Raw genomic sequence first — 16,865 nt, 5'->3', positions numbered from 1 at the left:
TAAATAATTTTGTATTTAAAGTAGCCGTCAGACTAATTTTTAAAAATCATTCGCCGGTTAATTTTCAACCGGTACGATTTTCTTTTTTATATTTGGACGGACACTTGGTTATAAGCGAATTGGCCTTGAAGGAAAAATTTTCTAAAAAATTACCTTCAACAATTACTTCAGCTCCAGCTTTAAAAGCATCGGGAACAGCACCCTTATAATCAACCCGGATCAATTTTGACTCATTCTGCTGGTCAATAAGATCAAAGGTAACCCCAAGGCCGCCGTTATGCCGACTTATATCTTTGGGGCCGACCTTTCCAAAAAGGCGGGCCTGTTTCAATTGAGCCTGATCCATAGCCAGAGCTTCGGACACATTTAAAAAGTAGACACTGTCCTGAGACAGTCCGGAATAAAGCAACCATCCAAAACCGCCCAGAAAGAGCAGTAATGCTGCTATATATACTCCTTTTCCGCTTTTACCGGCCATGCGTTATTATCTCCATATCAAGACTTTTCCTTCTTATCACCTGTCTGGCAGGCAAGAAGTTCCTGTCTCCGTATTCTGGCAAGCTCTCTCATATCCACAACCTGATCGGTTTCGTCTACGATTTCGCTGCCCAGTATTTCTTCCATTACATCCTCAAGAGTTACCACACCGGCCATGCCTCCATACTCGTCAAGCACAACAAACAGGTGCATACGACTTTCAAGAAACTTCACAAGCAACCTGTCCAGACTGATGTTATCAAGTACAAAACGCACCGGATTCATCAGGTCGGCCAGAGTCACGTCATGAAGGCCGTCGGCCAGAGCTTCAAACACAGAGCGTCTGTAAATAACTCCGACAACATCTTCAGGATCGTCTCCCTCATAAACGGGGATACGGCTATGAGGCCAGGCACTGTATTTGGCATGTGCCTCACCTACCGTCATATCAACAGGCAAAGAGAAGACCACAGTCCTCGGAGTCATAATCTGATCTACAACCTTATCATCCAACGAAAGGATGTTAGCTATTGAGAGGGCTTCATAAGGTTTGATAGCTCCGGATTTTCTGGTCAGGCTCACAATTGCCCGAATATCTTCCTCTGTTGTTTTGGGTTCACTGTTCCCGCTGCTGACGGAGCGGGCCATAAAACCGCACACCCATATTACAGGTGAAAAAACAACAACCATCCATTTTATTGGTGAGGCAAGGACAGGTCCAAGCTTCTCATTATATTCAACACCGATGGTTTTCGGTAATATTTCAGAAAAAATTAAAATAATTATAGTAAATCCCATTGCAAACCACGGTAAAGTATCCGCACCGTAAACCGAGGTCCAGGCTGCGCCGGCGATTGAAGCTCCGGCAGTATTAGCCACGGTGTTTAAAGTCAAGATTGCAGTAATGGGTTTTTCTATATTTGAACGAAGCAGACCTAAAATTTTTCCTGCTTTGCTGCCTGCTTTAGTCAGTTTTTCAATTCGACTCCATGAAAAGGAATAAAACACAGCTTCACTGACAGAACAAAAAGCTGATATAAGCGTCGCCATGACAACGGCTAGAACTAACTCGAACATTATTTATTTTTTTTGATTATACAGATTTAATAAAATTAAAGATTACTAAAGCTAGCAGAGTAATTACTGCTAAGCAATCAGCCCTTCAGAGGACCACCCGCCGCAAATTGAAACTTCAATTTAAGCACAATATTGAAAATACACAAGAAGAGTATACTATGGAATCCTCAATTTAAGCTTTACCAGAATATATATTTTTTGAAAATTATCAATAATAATTCTCAATTATAATTTTATATTGACCTTTCAAGACTCCTGTCTAAAATGCCCTCGAAATGAAAAATCCAGACAAACACAAAATAATTTTCAGACTGAGTGCCCTCGGCGATGTTGTCCTGACCACAGGGGTACTTGGCTATTGGGCTCGTAAGTACGGATGGAAATTTACTGTAATAACCAAGATTGAAAATGCTTCCATACTGGAAAACAACCCTTTCATAGAAGAAATCATAGCACTTGAAAAACAGGATATGGGCGATCTGGCATGGCTGAAAAAGGCCGGACAGATTTCAGCTGAATACTCCGGTCTGGATTTAATAGATCTGCATAAAACCCTGCGCTCCTCCATTTTGAAATTACGCTGGAAAGGGAATGCTTTTGAGTATAGCAAATATGGATTTAAAAGAAGATTATTCAACCTCAGCTCGTGCAAATTTATAGAAAAAAAACTTTGTGAAACAAACGTGCCCCAGCGTTACGCTCTTGCTGTAGAGAAAAAAGCTCCCAAACGGGAAGAGCTGTTACCGGAAATATATCTTACTGAAAATGAGCTGGAACAAGCAAAAGACTATATTGTTAAAGCCGGTCTAAAACCCGGTTTTACAGCTCTGCATCCTTATGCAACCCATCCGGATAAAACATGGCCTCAGGAAAAATGGAAAGATTTAATTTCCGAGTTGGAAAATGAAAATATAGAGTGGGCAGTAATAGGAAAAGACCGGAATACTTTACTCCCCGGAACTGCTGCTGATTTTACCAATATGCTGTCTCTGAGACAGACATGTGCAATATTAAAATATGCCGGGGTTCTGGTTACCGGAGATTCCGGACCAATGCATCTGGCTTCCGGCGTCAGCACTCCTGTTGTGAGCATCTTCGGCCCAACATCAAAGGCGTGGGGATTTTATCCCTGCAGAAAAAATGATGTGGTGCTGGAGAAGGATCTTCCATGTAGACCATGCTCTTTGCACGGTAAAAATTCCTGTAAAAAGGGACGTGAGTGCCTGTGCTCTATAGAAACACAGGAAGTAGTCGAGGCAATCAAAACTGTTTTTAGAAATAAATAGGAAGTCAGCAGTCTGATTCCCAGCTCTGACTTATTTTTCCGTCAATAGAATTCATCATATCCAAAACTGCCGGGGGAAGCAGACAGGAGCAGTCACCACCGCTAAGCCATTCTTTTCTGACCTGAGTAGCACTGATTTTGAAATCCAGATCATCAATAATATACAGCTTATACCCGGACTTGAATTTAAAAACACCATTACCAAGAGAAACGGCATCGGGAAAAAGTCTGTCAACAATGGGCTTCATTGCATCAGGATCATCTCCACGGCTAATTACAACCAGATTCGCCATCTCACCCAGCAGATTCCACTCTCTCCATAAATGCAGAGTCTCAAAAGAATCCTGCCCCATCAGAAAAAACAATTCAGAATCAGGATATCTGACCCCTGCCCTTTTTAAGGTATCCACCGTGTAGGTCGGAACATCTGAAATCAGGTCAAGATCGCTAACTCCTAGAACTGCATCCTGCTCAACAGCAGCCCTGACAAGATTATAGCGAATGTCCGCAGAAAGCATGGATTCGGTTTTCTTATGATATGGGGCTCCGGCTGGAACCAGCAGGACTTTATCAAGAGACAGTTTTTCAGCAACAGCTTTTGCAACATCAATATGAGTATTATGAACAGGATTGAAACTGCCCCCGAACAGACCTAACTTCATGCGCTTACCTTCCATATAAAAAACAGGCGAAGGAAATAAATCCTTCGCCTCTTAATATTAAAATCAAGACATCTGTCAGTTGCGAACGTGCCACTCTCCGAGAACTACAAATTTCGTACTTGTAAGCTCTCTGGCTCCCATAGCTCCATAAGAATGCAGCTTTGAAGTGGAGATTCCTATCTCGGCACCCAGCCCGAGCTGCCCGCCATCATTGAATCTTGTCGAGGCATTGACTCCAACCATTGAAGCATCAACTTCTTTAATGAATTTCATTGCATGCGAATGATTTTCAGTCAGTATAACTTCACTGTGATTGGAACCGTACTTTGCAATATGATCCTCAGCTTCATCCTGTGATGAAACAACTTTAACAGCGAGTATCAAATCAAGAAATTCATATCCCCAATCTTCCACTCCTGCTGGTTCAGCTGATTCACCAAGATACTTTATGGACTTAGGGCAAGCCTTGAATTTAACTTTATCCCCTATAAGATCTCTCAGGGCGGGAAGAAATTCAGGAGCAATATCTTCATGAACCAGAAGGCATTCAAGAGCATTGCATACACCGGGCTTCTGGACCTTGGCATTTTTTACAACGTCAACGGCTTTGCTGATATCTGCGGAGCTGTCCACAAATATATGGCAGACACCTTTGTAGTGCTTCAATACAGGCATAGTGGCCTGCTCAACAACAGCTCTGATAAGTCCTTCGCCACCTCTGGGTATGGCAACATCAATAAATGCTTCAAGTTTAAGAAGGCTAGACACCGCCTCCCGATCAGTTGTGTCAATAACCTGAGCCGCGTCAACAGGAAGACCGGCCCTGTCCAGAGCCTTATGCAGCAAAGAGGCCAGAGCAATGTTGGAATAAATTGCCTCAGAACCACCTCTCAGGATAATTGCATTACCGGCTTTAAGACAAAGCACGGCTGCATCAACTGTAACATTCGGGCGTGATTCATATATCATGAGAATAACGCCAAGGGGAATCCTCATCCGTCCGACCATAAGTCCGTTCGGACGCTTTTCCATATTTTCAATTTCGCCGACAGGGTCTGTCTGAGCAGCTACTTCGCGGCATCCATTTATCATATATTCAAGAACAGCTGGAGTTATTTCAAGACGCTGAAGTCTGGCGTCATCAAGACCGCGTTCTTTAGCTGCGGCCAGATCTTTTTTATTTTCAGCAAAAATAAAATCTTTTTCTTCCTCTAATATCGAAGCAAGCTCAAGAATAGCGGCATCTCTATCGACACCTTCAGCGCATGAAAGCGCGCGAGCGGCTTTTCTGCCTTTTTTGGCAATTTCAAGCATCTGTTCAGACAAATTCATTTTCCGAGTCCTCTCTATATATTACTTTCCTGTAAAATCTTCTGATTTCCAAATCATCAGTTCTGGCTACCGTAAATGTCAAAAAAGTCAACTCTGATTTATCCAGATATAAGGATATCCACTTCAACCTACTGACTAAAGGTAATTTTTTTTATTTTTTTCGTTATATTTTTAAACATCTTCTTGAAAAATATGACATTTCAATAAGGATATTTTTGTACTCCGGTTTTGACCTTTTTGTCAGACTCCTTTATACACCCTTTCTCTACTTTGTACAAAATCATCAAGATACCGGAGGCTAGCCTTTAGATGGAACAACAAAATTCCACAAACGAATTACTGGGACAGTTTCAGGACTCTGTACCTGACAGCATCCATCCTTTTCTGAATTTTCTGCTGGAAAACGCCAAGTTAATCCTCGGAATAGTTGCGGCAATTATCATTATCGCCGCCGGGTATGCCATCATGCAGCATTCTCAGCAGAAAGCCCTGGATCAGGCCGCAAGCCAGCTGGGAGCCATCATGATTCAGTACCACGGTGCTGATCAGATTAAACAGCTTGAAAAATTTCAGACTGAAGCTCCCAGTGAAATGAAAAACTCTGTTGATCTGGCTCTCGCCAGAGCATACATGGATGCCAGCCAGTTTGATAAAGCCGCAGCCGCATGGAAAGATATTGCCGCTAAAAAGGATACCTTTTCCAGTATTGCAGTTATCGGTCAGGCTAAAAGCCTGATCCTCGGTGATAAACCTGATGAAGCAATTTCACTTTTGCAGGGCCTGCAGTCCAAGACAGGCGAAACCTACAAGGCTACCATCAACAGGCTCCTTGCTTCCGCGGCTGTAATGTCCGGAAATAATGAACTTGCCATTCAAGCTTATCAGGCACTGATGACAGACAACCCTACTGAGCGCATGTACTACGAAAGCAAGGTTGCCGAACTCAAAGCCAAGCATTAATTTTAATAAGGAGCTAGATAAGATGCCCCATCCACTTCTTGCCGATAACGAAGGCAGCACACACCTTCTTCTGGGCAACGAGGCAATCGTCCGCGGAGCACTTGAAGCAGGTATTCAGGTTGTAACCTGTTACCCCGGAACACCTTCTTCAGAGGTTCCGGACACATTCTTTCGACTCTCACCAGATGGTAAGTATTACTTTGAGTACTCCGTTAACGAAAAAGTAGCTTTGGAAGTTGGTGGCGGAGCCGCTCTGGCCGGCGCAATGACCCTTACAACGATGAAACACGTTGGAGTCAATGTTGCTGCCGACCCCTTGATGACTCTGTCCTATACCGGAACCCCAGGCGGACTGGTTCTTCTTTCTGCTGATGATCCCGGCTGCCACTCCAGCCAGAACGAGCAGGATAATCGCTATTATTCAAGAATTTCCGGTATTCCATGTTTTGAGCCGGGTACGGCGCAGGAAGCTAAAGATATGACGCGTGATGCCCTTAGAATGTCACGCGAGCTTGAAACTCCCTTCATCCTGAGAACAACTACAAGGATCAACCATCTTCGCGGACCTGTGGAATTCGGTTCATTAAAAGATCTTGGAAAGGCTTCCGGTTTTAAAAAGAACCCTTCCAGATTCGTACCGATTCCTGCATTTTCAAGACAGATGCATGTAAGACTCCTTGAACGTCTGGAAAAACTTGAGGCTCTCTCAGAAGAATCGGTTTACAATAAAATCTCAGGTAACGGTAAGATAGGCGTTATCGCATCAGGTATCAGCAGAGCTTACCTCGCCGATGCCCTTGCAGACACAGGGCTTGAATCCGAAGTCAAAATTCTTGAGCTTGGATTTACATTCCCGTTGCCGCGTAAAAAACTTGCAGACTTTATTTCATCAGTCGACAAAGTTCTGGTTCTGGAAGAACTGGAACCGTTCATTGAAAATGAAATCAGAATCATTGCCCAGAAAAACGGCATAAAGACTGAAATCATCGGCAAGGACGACTGTAAATATCTCGGTTACAACGGAGAATACTCCACCCGCTGTGTAACCGAGGCTCTTTGTGATGTTACAGGCAGAAGCATACCTGAATTCAAAAGCTGTGGAACTGATGAAAATCTTCCTGTCAGGCCTCCGAACCTCTGTGCAGGTTGTCCTCACAGGGCAAGCTATTTTGCTGTAAAAAAAGTTTTCGGAGAGGATGCAGTTTATTCATCCGACATAGGATGTTATACTCTCGGCATTGTTCCCCCGCTGGCCGCAGCAGACTTCCTGCTTTGCATGGGATCATCCGTATCAGCCGGTTCAGGAGCAGCCAAAGCAGCCGGACAGACTGTTGTCGGCTTCATAGGTGACTCAACCTTTTTCCATTCCGGAATAACCGGACTGGTAAATGCGGTTTATAACAGGCATGACATACTGCTTGTAGTTCTGGATAACAGCACAACCGCTATGACCGGCCACCAGCCCCACCCCGGCGTTGACGTCAGTGCTCTTGGACCTAACGAATCCAAAGTTGATATCGAAGCCGTAATCAAGGGCTGTGGGGTATCACAGATTCGCACAGTGCATCCGCTTAACCAGAAAGCAACCTTAAAAGCTCTTGAAGAGCTAAAGGAAATGACTGGAGTAAGGGTTCTTATTGCTAAAGATCCATGTCCTCTGTTCGCCAGACGCACTCTTAAAAAGAAACCGGTTCAGACCGCATACGTTGAAAAACAGAGTGAAGAGGTTGAACGCTGCATGGAAGAACTGGCCTGCCCTGCTTTTGAAAAAAATGAAAACGGAATCAGAATAAATGAGATTCTGTGCTCAGGATGCATGGTTTGTCTACAGGTAACAAAAGACATCAAAGCCCGTAAAAGGAGCAGCTAAATGACTGCACGTTTACGTATATTTATGACAGGCGTCGGAGGTCAGGGAACACTGACTGCGACCAATCTTCTGGCTCAAGCTGTTCTGGACGCTGGTCTGGATGTAACTGCTGGCGAAATCCACGGCATGGCCCAGCGCGGCGGAGTTGTTGAATCAGCTCTTCTTATCGGCCTGAAATCACCTAAAATCGGACACGGTGAAGCAGATATACTGTTAGGATTCGAGCCTCTCGAAACTCTCAGAGCTCTGCCGTATCTCAAGCCCGGTGGAACAGTGCTTTCAAGCATTGACAGCATCCCGCCTTTAAGTGCTTCTACAGGAAAGGCTGAAGCTCCATCCCTTGAAGCTATTCAGGCTAAAATCAATGAATGCGCGGACAAAAGCTACTACATTCATTGTCAGGAGCTGGGCATTAAAGCCGGAGCTGTTCAAAGCGGAAATATTGCCCTTCTTGGTGCTCTTTGCGCTACAAAAGCTATTCCTCTCACACCGGAACAGCTTTCTGAAACCATCAAAAAGGCAATGAAACCCAAAATTGCAGAAATCAACCTCAAGGCCCTTGAACTTGGAGTTGAATCTGTCAGCTAGTTAAAAAATGCGGCAGCCGGTTACTCCGGTTGCCGCTTTATCTGACGATTTAAATATCTTTTGTAAAATTTTAAATTTTCACAGATCAGGATGAAAATTTAGTAACAAGTAAAAGCCGCATACACCGTTTACACAAGCATAAATTCAAAGTAACGGTAAAGATGAATGAAAGTAATCAGCATGTCGGCACGAGAATCATCATATGACAATTAATGGATTGCCGGAAAAAACTGAAAATGTTTATTTAAAGACTCTTAGTAAAATTCTGGATGCAATAGCTCCCCAGAATGAGCTTGAGCAGAGTCTTAATGATCTGCTCAGGATTCTTGCAGGAGATCTGCAATTCGTCCGCGCTTTTCTGGCTATCATGGACCCCGATTCTGAAAAACTCAAATTATCCATTACATACAGCCCTTCAAAAGCGGACCATGTAACTTATTCTCCGGGAAAAGGTGTTGTCGGGCAGGTTTTCTCATCTGGCAAGGCAGTCGTAATTCCAAGAATGTACGACAATACTGAATTTCTCAACAAGGCGTTCGGACGTTCCGAAGAAGAGCTCAAAACACATTCGTTTATATGTGTCCCGATCAACAGTGTTGGACTGGACAACGGGGAAGTTCTTGGAACTTTGAGCGTTGACTCCCCCATTCTTCCCAAGGACGATCTTGCTATTCACTGCCAGTTTCTTGAAGTTGTTGCAGCAGTAATAGCAAGTCAGGTCGCCCGCCTTCAGGAAGAAATGGCCATTCAGGCTCAGGCTCTGAGTCAGGGAATTATGGCCGGAATTCCGGAAATTCCACCGCCGTCAGACTTTGTTGCAACATCAAAAAGTATGCGGCAGGTTTTAAGGCAGTCCCGTCAGGTCGGTCCCAGCAGAGCCACGGCTCTTCTACGCGGAGAATCAGGAACGGGTAAGGAACTGCTGGCAGAAGCCATACACGCATGCAGCCCGAGAAGGGAACGCCCGCTTATCAAGCTGAACTGCGCGGCCCTTCCTGCCGAACTGGTTGAAAGTGAACTTTTCGGACATCAGAAAGGTGCTTTCACAGGAGCATATCAGAATAAACGCGGTCTTTTTGAAGTAGCCAACAACGGAACGCTTTTCCTTGATGAAATCGGTGAATTATCACTTGATGCTCAGGCAAAAGTTTTAAGAGCTATTCAGGAAAAAGAAATCCAGAGAGTTGGCTCAGAACAGCCGATTACAGTTGACGTAAGAATGATCTGCGCAACTCATCAGCCTTTGGAAGATCTGCTGAGACAGGGCCGTTTTCGCGAAGACCTTTTTTATAGAATCAATGTTTTCCCTATCTTTATACCGCCATTAAGGGAACGCAGAGAAGATATTCTACCTTTGGCAGAACTTTTCCTTGAATCATTTTCAAAGGAATACTCAAAGGATATCAAAAGGATATCCAGTCCTGCTATTGATCTGTTCACACAGTATCACTGGCCAGGAAACGTCAGAGAACTCAAAAACTGCATTGAAAGAGCCGTCCTTGTCTGCGAGGAAGAAGTCATAAGGACATATCACCTTCCTCCGACACTTCAGACAGCTGAAAGTACAGCAACAGATACCAACCTCTCATTCGGTGAGTCCGTTGCTAAATTCGAGCAGGAACTTCTGGTGGATGCACTGAAAAAAGCCAGAGGAAACATGCTTCAGGCTGCGAGAGATTTACGTGTCAGCTACAGGATTGTTAACTATAAAGTTAAAAAATATAATATCGACGTCAAGAAATACGCCGGTGGCAAAAAGAAAATTAAATAGACCAATTAGAAAACACTGCAGCAGTATTGATATTTATACGGCTGCAGTGTTTCTTTTACTCTTCATGTTCTGTTGCAGTTCCTGTTCAAACGGGTATGTGAGTGCGACAAACAGCATTGCTTTAGACAAAGCTTATGTCCCCGGAAATGCGACCCTAGTAATATCCCCCCACTTTGATTATCAAGGCTCAACCAGACACAATTTTCTAGGTGTAAAGCAACTCAGTTTTCAATTTTCAGGACAGAACTCTACCCTCGACATCAAAATATTTTACAACAGATCAGCGAAAATCTGGACACCACAGATAGGTGAATGGAATACCGTATCCACTGGCAAATGCCTCAATGCAGGTGCAAACTCAACCTGTTACACATCATATACAGATTGCCATCTGGTCCGCACAACGATCATAAAGACCAGTCCAGAAAGTGTACTGGCCACTAAAGTCAGAAGTAATTCAAGAGATCCTGAAGAACTTTGTAAAAATTGGAACCCTGAAAAACTTACCGAGAATCAGCTCGAAGAGATTGCAGAATTCAACAAAAATTCTGATGAGATAATTAAGTTTAAACAAACTGACCTGGCAGCTTCTAATTCTCAATCAAAAGAAAAATAATATTTTCTAGGTCACAATAATTATCTATAGCATATAAAAAATGCAGACTCTTTTGTGTAAGCCATGAAAGAGTCTGCATTAGTAATTCTTACAGTCAGCAATTACACTGACCCTACAATACAATCATTATCAGATAGAATCCTCGTCATCAGAATGATCAGGCTGTATTACCCACTTTTTCCATAGAGTTTCCGGATCACCAAATTTCTTTTTCGCTTCCCTGAAACCGAGGTTGAAAGCTTTAACATTTATAGCCCGGATTTTTTCAGGCAGTATTTTTTCAAGATTATTTTTCATTGTGGCCTGCTTTGCAAAGGGCAGAAGATATGTCACTGCACCAAGAACTATAGTGTTCATTGTTTGCACAAGACCTATTTTTTCTTTAGCCAGAGCCGTAAAAGGCAATCCAAGATACATATTTACCGGCGGCTGTTTAACAAGGTCCGATTCAACAACCAGCAGTCCACCGGTTTTAAGATTCCTGTAATACATATTGCAGGCTTCCTGACTCAGGGCGATAAGCAGATCTACAGACTCAGCTTTAGGATAACTAATCTGTTGCGAACTCACTACCAGATCAGAGCGGCTTGCTCCTCCTCTGGCTTCAGGGCCGTAACTCTGTGTCTGGGTCACGTTATAGCCATGACCTAAAGCAAGACCTGACCCCATAACCTTTCCGAGTGTCAGAATACCTTGTCCGCCAAGTCCTGATAATCGCACTTCGAATCTGTCAAGCTCCTGAGGTTTCATTTAAATGCCCTCCTGTACCTGACGGGCCATGGCATAATATTTCTCTTCAATGCCCGGCTCTGATTTTTTAACGAAGACACCTGACGGAATCTTTCCATCTCTATCACTCTCACTCAAATCATTATAGCGTTCCTGAGAAATTACATTCTTTTTAAGATAGTTAAACATTTCAACGGGAGATTTATACTTATTTTTACGGCCGAACTGAGTGAAACACGGAGTCATAATTTCAACAACCCCGAAACCCGGATTGGAAATAGCTTCAGTTACCATCTTATCCAGCTCATTGACGTGAAAAACAGAGCCTCTGGCAACATAGTTTGCCTTTGCTGCCCGGCATAATTCCACGCAATCAAAGCTCTGCTCCATCTGTCCATAAGGACTTGTCATTGAGAATGAACCCGAAGGGGTTGTCGGTGAACACTGCCCTCCTGTCATCCCATAAATATTGTTATTAAGTATGAGAGCGGTCACACCGATATTTCGTCTTGCCGCATGTATCAGATGGTTCCCACCGATGGCCATGGAGTCGCCATCACCCATAACAACTATCACATTCATTTCCGGCCTTGCCATCTTAATCCCGGTAGCAAAAGTCAAAGCACGGCCATGTGTTGTATGAACGGTATTAAAATCAACATAGACAGCGAGCCTGCCTGAGCAACCAATTCCGGCAACGATACAGACGTCATCTTTGGCAAGACCCAAAGCATCAATACTCCGGACCAATGATCCCAGTACAATACCATGCCCACATCCGGGACAAAAAACGTGAGGAAACTTTTTATTGTGCCTCAAATATTTATGTATGAGTTGAGTTCCTTGAATTTCATTCATGGCTACACCCGTGTTATGACTTTAAATATTTCGGCAGGAGTAATTATCTGACCATCGACTTTATTAATGGTCCTCACACTTACCTGCCCGTTATTCACTCTTTTTACTTCACGGGATATCTGCCCCATATTCATTTCTGGAACAATAATGGTTTTGGCCCGTGACATTACTTTTTCTGTCGCCTTTCTGGGATAAGGGAAAAGAGTAGATAATTTTAACAGCCCGGCTTTAACGCCCACATCGCGGGCCTGTTTTACCGCAAGTTCGGCCGAACGAGCCACACAACCGTAAGCGATTACGGCAACGTCGACATCTTCTGTGGAAATTTCTTCAACAATCTGAACATCATGTAAAAATTGATCAATTTTACGGAACAACCTTTCATTTAATTCTCTGACTTCATCAGAGCGGGAAGTAGGGAAGCCGTTCACATCATGGGTAAGACCGGTGACATGAAAGCGATATCCAGAACCTATGGCCGGCATAGGCGGAACGCCTCGCACAGTTTCTTCATAAGGTTTGTACCATTCAGGAGGCATTGTCGGCACAATCCTATTAAAAACTTCATATTCATCAGGATTGGGGATTTCTATTTTTTCACGGGTATGCGCGGTTATTTCATCAAGTAGCAGAATTACAGGAGTTCTGTATTTTTCAGCCAGATTAAAAGCTTCAATTGTCATGTTCAGACACTCCTGAACATTTGAAGCTGAAAGAACTATAATTGAATGATCACCATGTGTACCCCAGCGTGCCTGCTGGACATCACCCTGAGCCGGAGAGGTGGGCAGGCCGGTACTGGGACCTCCGCGCATAACATTAACGATTACAAGTGGTGTTTCCGTTATACACCCATAGCCTATATGCTCCTGCATGAGAGATATTCCAGGCCCTGAAGTGGCTGTCATTGCTTTTCTACCCGCAAGTGAAGCTCCGATAACCGCACCCAGACCGCCGATTTCATCTTCCATCTGGACAAAACACCCTTGCTTTATCGAAGGAAGACGCTGAGCCATAATTTCCATAATTTCTGAAGAAGGAGTAATGGGATACCCGGCATAAAAAGAACAGCCGGCCAGTAATGCCCCTTCCGCTACGGCTTCATTCCCAAGAGCAAAAATTTCTTTGCGTTTGACTCTTTTTGTTCTAGGCATAACTGCTAATTATCCTCCTTGACCTGAGACGAACTGGTACCTGAAGATGATTCCGTTGCAGATGAAGACTGCTCCTTATTATCCAAAGACTTATTTGTGGATAATTTAGGATTAATCTCCTCCTTATCTTCCTTTGGCTGGACCATTATGGCAAAATCAGGACAGTGCAGTTCGCAGAATCCGCAATGCACACACTCCTCTTCTCTGACTACTACAGCCTTCCCCTGCTCACTTAGTTCCATGACTTTAGAAGGACAGAATGCTGCGCAAATTCCGCACCCTTTACACCAGTCCGGAAAAATAGTGACCTTACTTTTCCCCTTTCGTTTAACACTCATAACCTGTTCCAGGTTTAATAGTGAAACAAATCCCCGTTCTGCTTCTGCAAAAACGGATATTCCTCAATTAGTTATAAAATTCTAAATTAGCTTTTTAATTAACATGTACAACAGGTACTTGCAATAATAGTTCGTTAATATAGCCGCAAAATCAAATTTAATTCATAATGGATAGCAATATTGGCTTCAAAAATTCTTATTTTTCTATATTCATGAAATTATCTTCGATTTATAAAAATCTAAATCTTTCTATAATAAACAAAACCGGGACAACTTTTCAATAGTTGCCCCGGAAAATAACACCTCATGAAGAAGTACAATCTCACTTTTCTTCCAACACTCCTGTCCTGAAATAATTTTCAACAGCATCAAAAGATACAGGTCTGGAATAATAATACCCCTGCCCGTATTCACATCCAAGGCCCATTAAAATATTCTGCTGCTGTTCATTTTCAATTCCTTCAGCCACAACATTTAGTCCCAGATTATGGGCAAGATTTACAATAGCTCTGACAATTTCCATATTTTCAGTGGATTGGTCTATCTGACTGACAAAACTCAAATCAATCTTCAATTGTTCCAAAGGAAAGGACTGTAGGTTGCTCATGGAAGAATATCCTGTTCCAAAGTCATCTATAGAAACTTTGACACCGGCAGAATTAAGTTTGTCCAGAATTTCAACGGCAAGGTCATGCCGCTCCATTATAGCTGTTTCAGTGATATCTATTTTTATATTTGCTGAAGAAAGTTTATTTGCATTCAATGCAGCTAATACAATTTTAAGAAGATCGGGATCAGTGAACTGCTTTGCAGAAACATTTACCGATATTACAATATCTTCAGCATTCTTATAATTAGATATGAGCTGACTTGTCTGTTCGCAGGCCCTGTTTATTATCCATTTCCCCAATTCAATTATGGTTCTGCTTTCCTCAGAAACAGGAATAAACTCACCGGGCATGATGAGGCCTTTTTCAGGATGCTCCCAGCGGACAAGAGCTTCAAAGCCAACAATTTTATTTTCCAATAACGAGTAAACGGGTTGATAAACCAGATAAAAATCATTGTTTTCAATACTATTTTTAAGATCATTTTGCATGGTCATTGCCAATCTGGCCTGATCAAGCATCTCAGGATTAAAGACCTTGATTTTACTACTTTCACTGTCTTTGGCCTGATGCATTGCTATATTGGCATTTTGCAAAATTTTATCTGGCTCACCATGTCCAGCAGGATCAAGAACAACACCATAACTTGCTTCAAGTGAAAGAGTATGCCCTTCCAAGATCATCGGTTCCTTTAATTTAGCATCAAGGCGATCTATAATTTTCACAGCCTCGTCAGGTTCACCAAGTTCCTCAAGCAGGATTACAAACTCATCCCCGCCAAATCTTGAAACAGTATCAAGTTCTCTAATTTCACTCAGCAGTTTTTTGGAAACCTCTATAAGCAGTTTATCTCCAACTGAATGTCCAAGGCTGTCATTAACAACCTTAAACCTGTCCAAATCCATAAAAACGACCGCAAAATGATAATCATCTCGTCTTGCCGCACGTTCCAGTGAATGAATAATTCTGTCCAGACACAAATTGCGATTGGCAAGCCCTGTAAGAGGATCATGCAGAGCTTCATAATGAAGCTGCTTCTCCATAAATTTACGCTTGGTAATATCTCTTAATGTGAGTCTTATACCCAGTGACTCTTCATCAGAATCAAAGACCTCATGTCCGGCCAGAGAGACCCAGCACATAAGTCCGTCTTTTTTAAACAGCCGCAGGTCCAGATTTTCCTGCTGCGAATCAGGGTCAGATAAAAATTGCTCCCACAAATGACGGTCATCAGGATGCAATATTTCAAGCACCTTAATATTACCGGAAATAAAATCCTCAACTTTATAGCCTGAAATTCTCTCGCATGACGGACTGACATATCTTACAGAACTATTACAGTGAATCCACATTTCCCAGTCATACGTATTTTCAGCGATAGTTCTGTACTCCTCTTCAGAGGCTTTCAGAGCTTCCGCAAGTTTCTTATATTCTGAAATATCTGTAATAAAGGCAAAAGTAAGTTCAACACTTTCAGATTCAAATAATTTGGCGGCATGTATATAAATATCAATAGGCTGGCCTTTCTTTGTATTTACCGAAAGCTCAAATTCACTATCGCTTCTGGCATGTTTTACCAGAGAGTATGCAGCCGAAGATCCTATCACCGCGGAAAGAGGACTGCCCAGTATTTCACCTCTGCTGTAACCGAGCATTCTGCAAAAAGCAGGATTCACATCCATTAAATCATGATTGTCGTTAATCATCATGAATCCCTCGGAAGTGGTTTCAACGAGGGCGCGATATTTTTTTTCACTTTTCAATAGAGATTCAGAAGCCTTCCGCCTTTCGCCTACTTCAAGAACAAGAGCCTTGTTAACTTCTTCAAGCCTTTTTTCACGGCTTGAGACTTCTGAACTCATTCTATTAAATCTATCTGCTATTTCAGCAAGTTCACGATATTTTAATTTTTCAAATCTAAAGGAAAAATCGCCCAGAGCAACACGGTCCATTCCTTCGAGCAGATCAAGTAAAGGCTTTCTGATAAATCCTGCAAGCAGTCTATCGGTGATTATGTAGATGGTAAAAACACTGACAAGAAAGGTCAGGCCAGAGATGAAAAGAATCCAATTCAGTGTGCGCTCATATTCAATAGTTGAAAGGCCGAAACGAACCTTACCTATTTTCTCAGTTCCCATTACTATATCTTTTGACCGCTCAACAAAATTATCGTTGGAAACCGGACGAACAAAAGAATACAGCATCTTGCCGGAATTATCGGTAATTTTTAAAAATGCAAAATTTCCATTCGTTGTGTAGGCGTCACACATTTTTTTCAGGGAAGGTAGATCAAAATTCCAGACGGGTGCTGATACGGCCTGAGTAAGATTATAAATATAGTTATCTGCCGTTTCCCTAAGATCTCTACGAATCATCTGCGAACGGCCAAAATATTCATAACCCGAGACAACTCCCATAATTATTGCAAGGGCAATCACAAGATACAGCGAAAGATCTTTGGATATAGACCGTCCCTGTTTCCTGCTTCTATGAGAAAAGATCTTTCCAGGCCTTTTGCCTTCTTCCATATTTAAAGCCCC

At 42.8% G+C, this 16,865-nt stretch carries 15 protein-coding genes; 6 read left to right on the top strand and 9 right to left on the bottom strand.

Annotation, left to right across the window (positions count from 1 at the left end; translation table 11 throughout):
- Positions 1–64: 64 nt before the first annotated feature.
- Both G496_RS0117985 and G496_RS0117980 read right to left on the bottom strand, forming a co-directional pair.
- Positions 65–478 carry a cytochrome c maturation protein CcmE gene (locus G496_RS0117985; RefSeq protein ID WP_027180496.1) on the bottom strand — a complete coding sequence of 138 codons (414 nt, stop codon included), beginning with the start codon at positions 476–478 and terminating at the stop codon, positions 65–67.
- A 17-nt stretch (positions 479–495) separates the two neighbouring features.
- Positions 496–1,554: a hemolysin family protein gene (locus tag G496_RS0117980; protein WP_027180495.1), complete on the bottom strand. Its 1,059-nt coding sequence runs from the start codon at positions 1,552–1,554 to the stop codon at positions 496–498.
- Between the two features lie 275 nt (positions 1,555–1,829).
- Between G496_RS0117980 and G496_RS0117975 the strand changes: the two genes are divergently transcribed.
- The gene (locus tag G496_RS0117975; RefSeq protein WP_027180494.1) at positions 1,830–2,840 is read left to right on the top strand and encodes a glycosyltransferase family 9 protein; all 1,011 of its coding nucleotides are present in this window, start codon (positions 1,830–1,832) and stop codon (positions 2,838–2,840) included.
- Between the two features lie 4 nt (positions 2,841–2,844).
- On the opposite strand, the gene nadD is transcribed toward G496_RS0117975, so the two are convergent.
- Positions 2,845–3,501: a nicotinate (nicotinamide) nucleotide adenylyltransferase gene (nadD, locus tag G496_RS0117970; protein WP_027180493.1), complete on the bottom strand. Its 657-nt coding sequence runs from the start codon at positions 3,499–3,501 to the stop codon at positions 2,845–2,847.
- A gap of 75 nt (positions 3,502–3,576) precedes the next feature.
- Positions 3,577–4,833, bottom strand: a complete 1,257-nt coding sequence (locus G496_RS0117965; RefSeq protein ID WP_027180492.1) for a glutamate-5-semialdehyde dehydrogenase — start codon at positions 4,831–4,833, stop codon at positions 3,577–3,579.
- 309 nt (positions 4,834–5,142) lie between these two features.
- On the opposite strand from G496_RS0117965, the gene G496_RS0117960 reads away from it, so the two are divergent.
- The 5 genes from G496_RS0117960 (at position 5,143) to G496_RS20770 (ending at position 10,638) form a co-directional block, all read left to right on the top strand.
- Positions 5,143–5,793, top strand: coding sequence for a tetratricopeptide repeat protein (locus tag G496_RS0117960; protein WP_027180491.1), 651 nt, complete (start codon positions 5,143–5,145; stop codon positions 5,791–5,793).
- A gap of 22 nt (positions 5,794–5,815) precedes the next feature.
- On the top strand, positions 5,816–7,663 hold the full coding sequence (gene iorA, locus G496_RS0117955; protein WP_027180490.1) for an indolepyruvate ferredoxin oxidoreductase subunit alpha: 1,848 nt from the start codon (positions 5,816–5,818) through the stop codon (positions 7,661–7,663).
- On the top strand, positions 7,664–8,251 hold the full coding sequence (locus tag G496_RS0117950) for an indolepyruvate oxidoreductase subunit beta (RefSeq protein ID WP_027180489.1): 588 nt from the start codon (positions 7,664–7,666) through the stop codon (positions 8,249–8,251).
- A 202-nt stretch (positions 8,252–8,453) separates the two neighbouring features.
- Complete coding sequence (locus tag G496_RS0117945) at positions 8,454–10,022, top strand: sigma-54-dependent Fis family transcriptional regulator (protein WP_027180488.1); 1,569 nt, start codon at positions 8,454–8,456, stop codon at positions 10,020–10,022.
- A complete protein-coding gene (locus G496_RS20770; protein WP_051295144.1) occupies positions 10,000–10,638 on the top strand; it encodes a hypothetical protein in 639 nt (212 codons plus the stop codon). Before G496_RS0117945 ends, G496_RS20770 begins: the two co-directional genes overlap by 23 nt.
- Before the next feature lie 129 nt (positions 10,639–10,767).
- Here G496_RS20770 and G496_RS0117935 read toward each other — a convergent pair whose 3' ends face one another.
- The 5 genes from G496_RS0117935 to G496_RS0117915 form a co-directional block, all read right to left on the bottom strand.
- Positions 10,768–11,388: a 2-oxoacid:acceptor oxidoreductase family protein gene (locus tag G496_RS0117935; RefSeq protein ID WP_027180487.1), complete on the bottom strand. Its 621-nt coding sequence runs from the start codon at positions 11,386–11,388 to the stop codon at positions 10,768–10,770.
- Positions 11,389–12,225: a 2-oxoacid:ferredoxin oxidoreductase subunit beta gene (locus G496_RS0117930; RefSeq protein ID WP_027180486.1), complete on the bottom strand. Its 837-nt coding sequence runs from the start codon at positions 12,223–12,225 to the stop codon at positions 11,389–11,391.
- 2 nt (positions 12,226–12,227) lie between these two features.
- Positions 12,228–13,379 carry a 2-oxoacid:acceptor oxidoreductase subunit alpha gene (locus tag G496_RS0117925; protein ID WP_027180485.1) on the bottom strand — a complete coding sequence of 384 codons (1,152 nt, stop codon included), beginning with the start codon at positions 13,377–13,379 and terminating at the stop codon, positions 12,228–12,230.
- Between the two features lie 5 nt (positions 13,380–13,384).
- Positions 13,385–13,717, bottom strand: a complete 333-nt coding sequence (locus G496_RS0117920; RefSeq protein WP_027180484.1) for a 4Fe-4S dicluster domain-containing protein — start codon at positions 13,715–13,717, stop codon at positions 13,385–13,387.
- A gap of 322 nt (positions 13,718–14,039) precedes the next feature.
- Positions 14,040–16,853 (bottom strand): EAL domain-containing protein, encoded by a 2,814-nt coding sequence (locus tag G496_RS0117915; protein ID WP_051295143.1) that lies wholly within the window; start codon positions 16,851–16,853, stop codon positions 14,040–14,042.
- Positions 16,854–16,865 lie beyond the last annotated feature (12 nt).

Origin of the sequence: Maridesulfovibrio bastinii DSM 16055 (genome assembly GCF_000429985.1) — a bacterium.
In the GTDB taxonomy this organism is placed as follows: Bacteria; Desulfobacterota; Desulfovibrionia; order Desulfovibrionales; family Desulfovibrionaceae; genus Maridesulfovibrio; species Maridesulfovibrio bastinii.
Note: the sequence above shows the minus strand (reverse complement) of the source record. Positions and strands in the feature narration are given on the sequence as shown.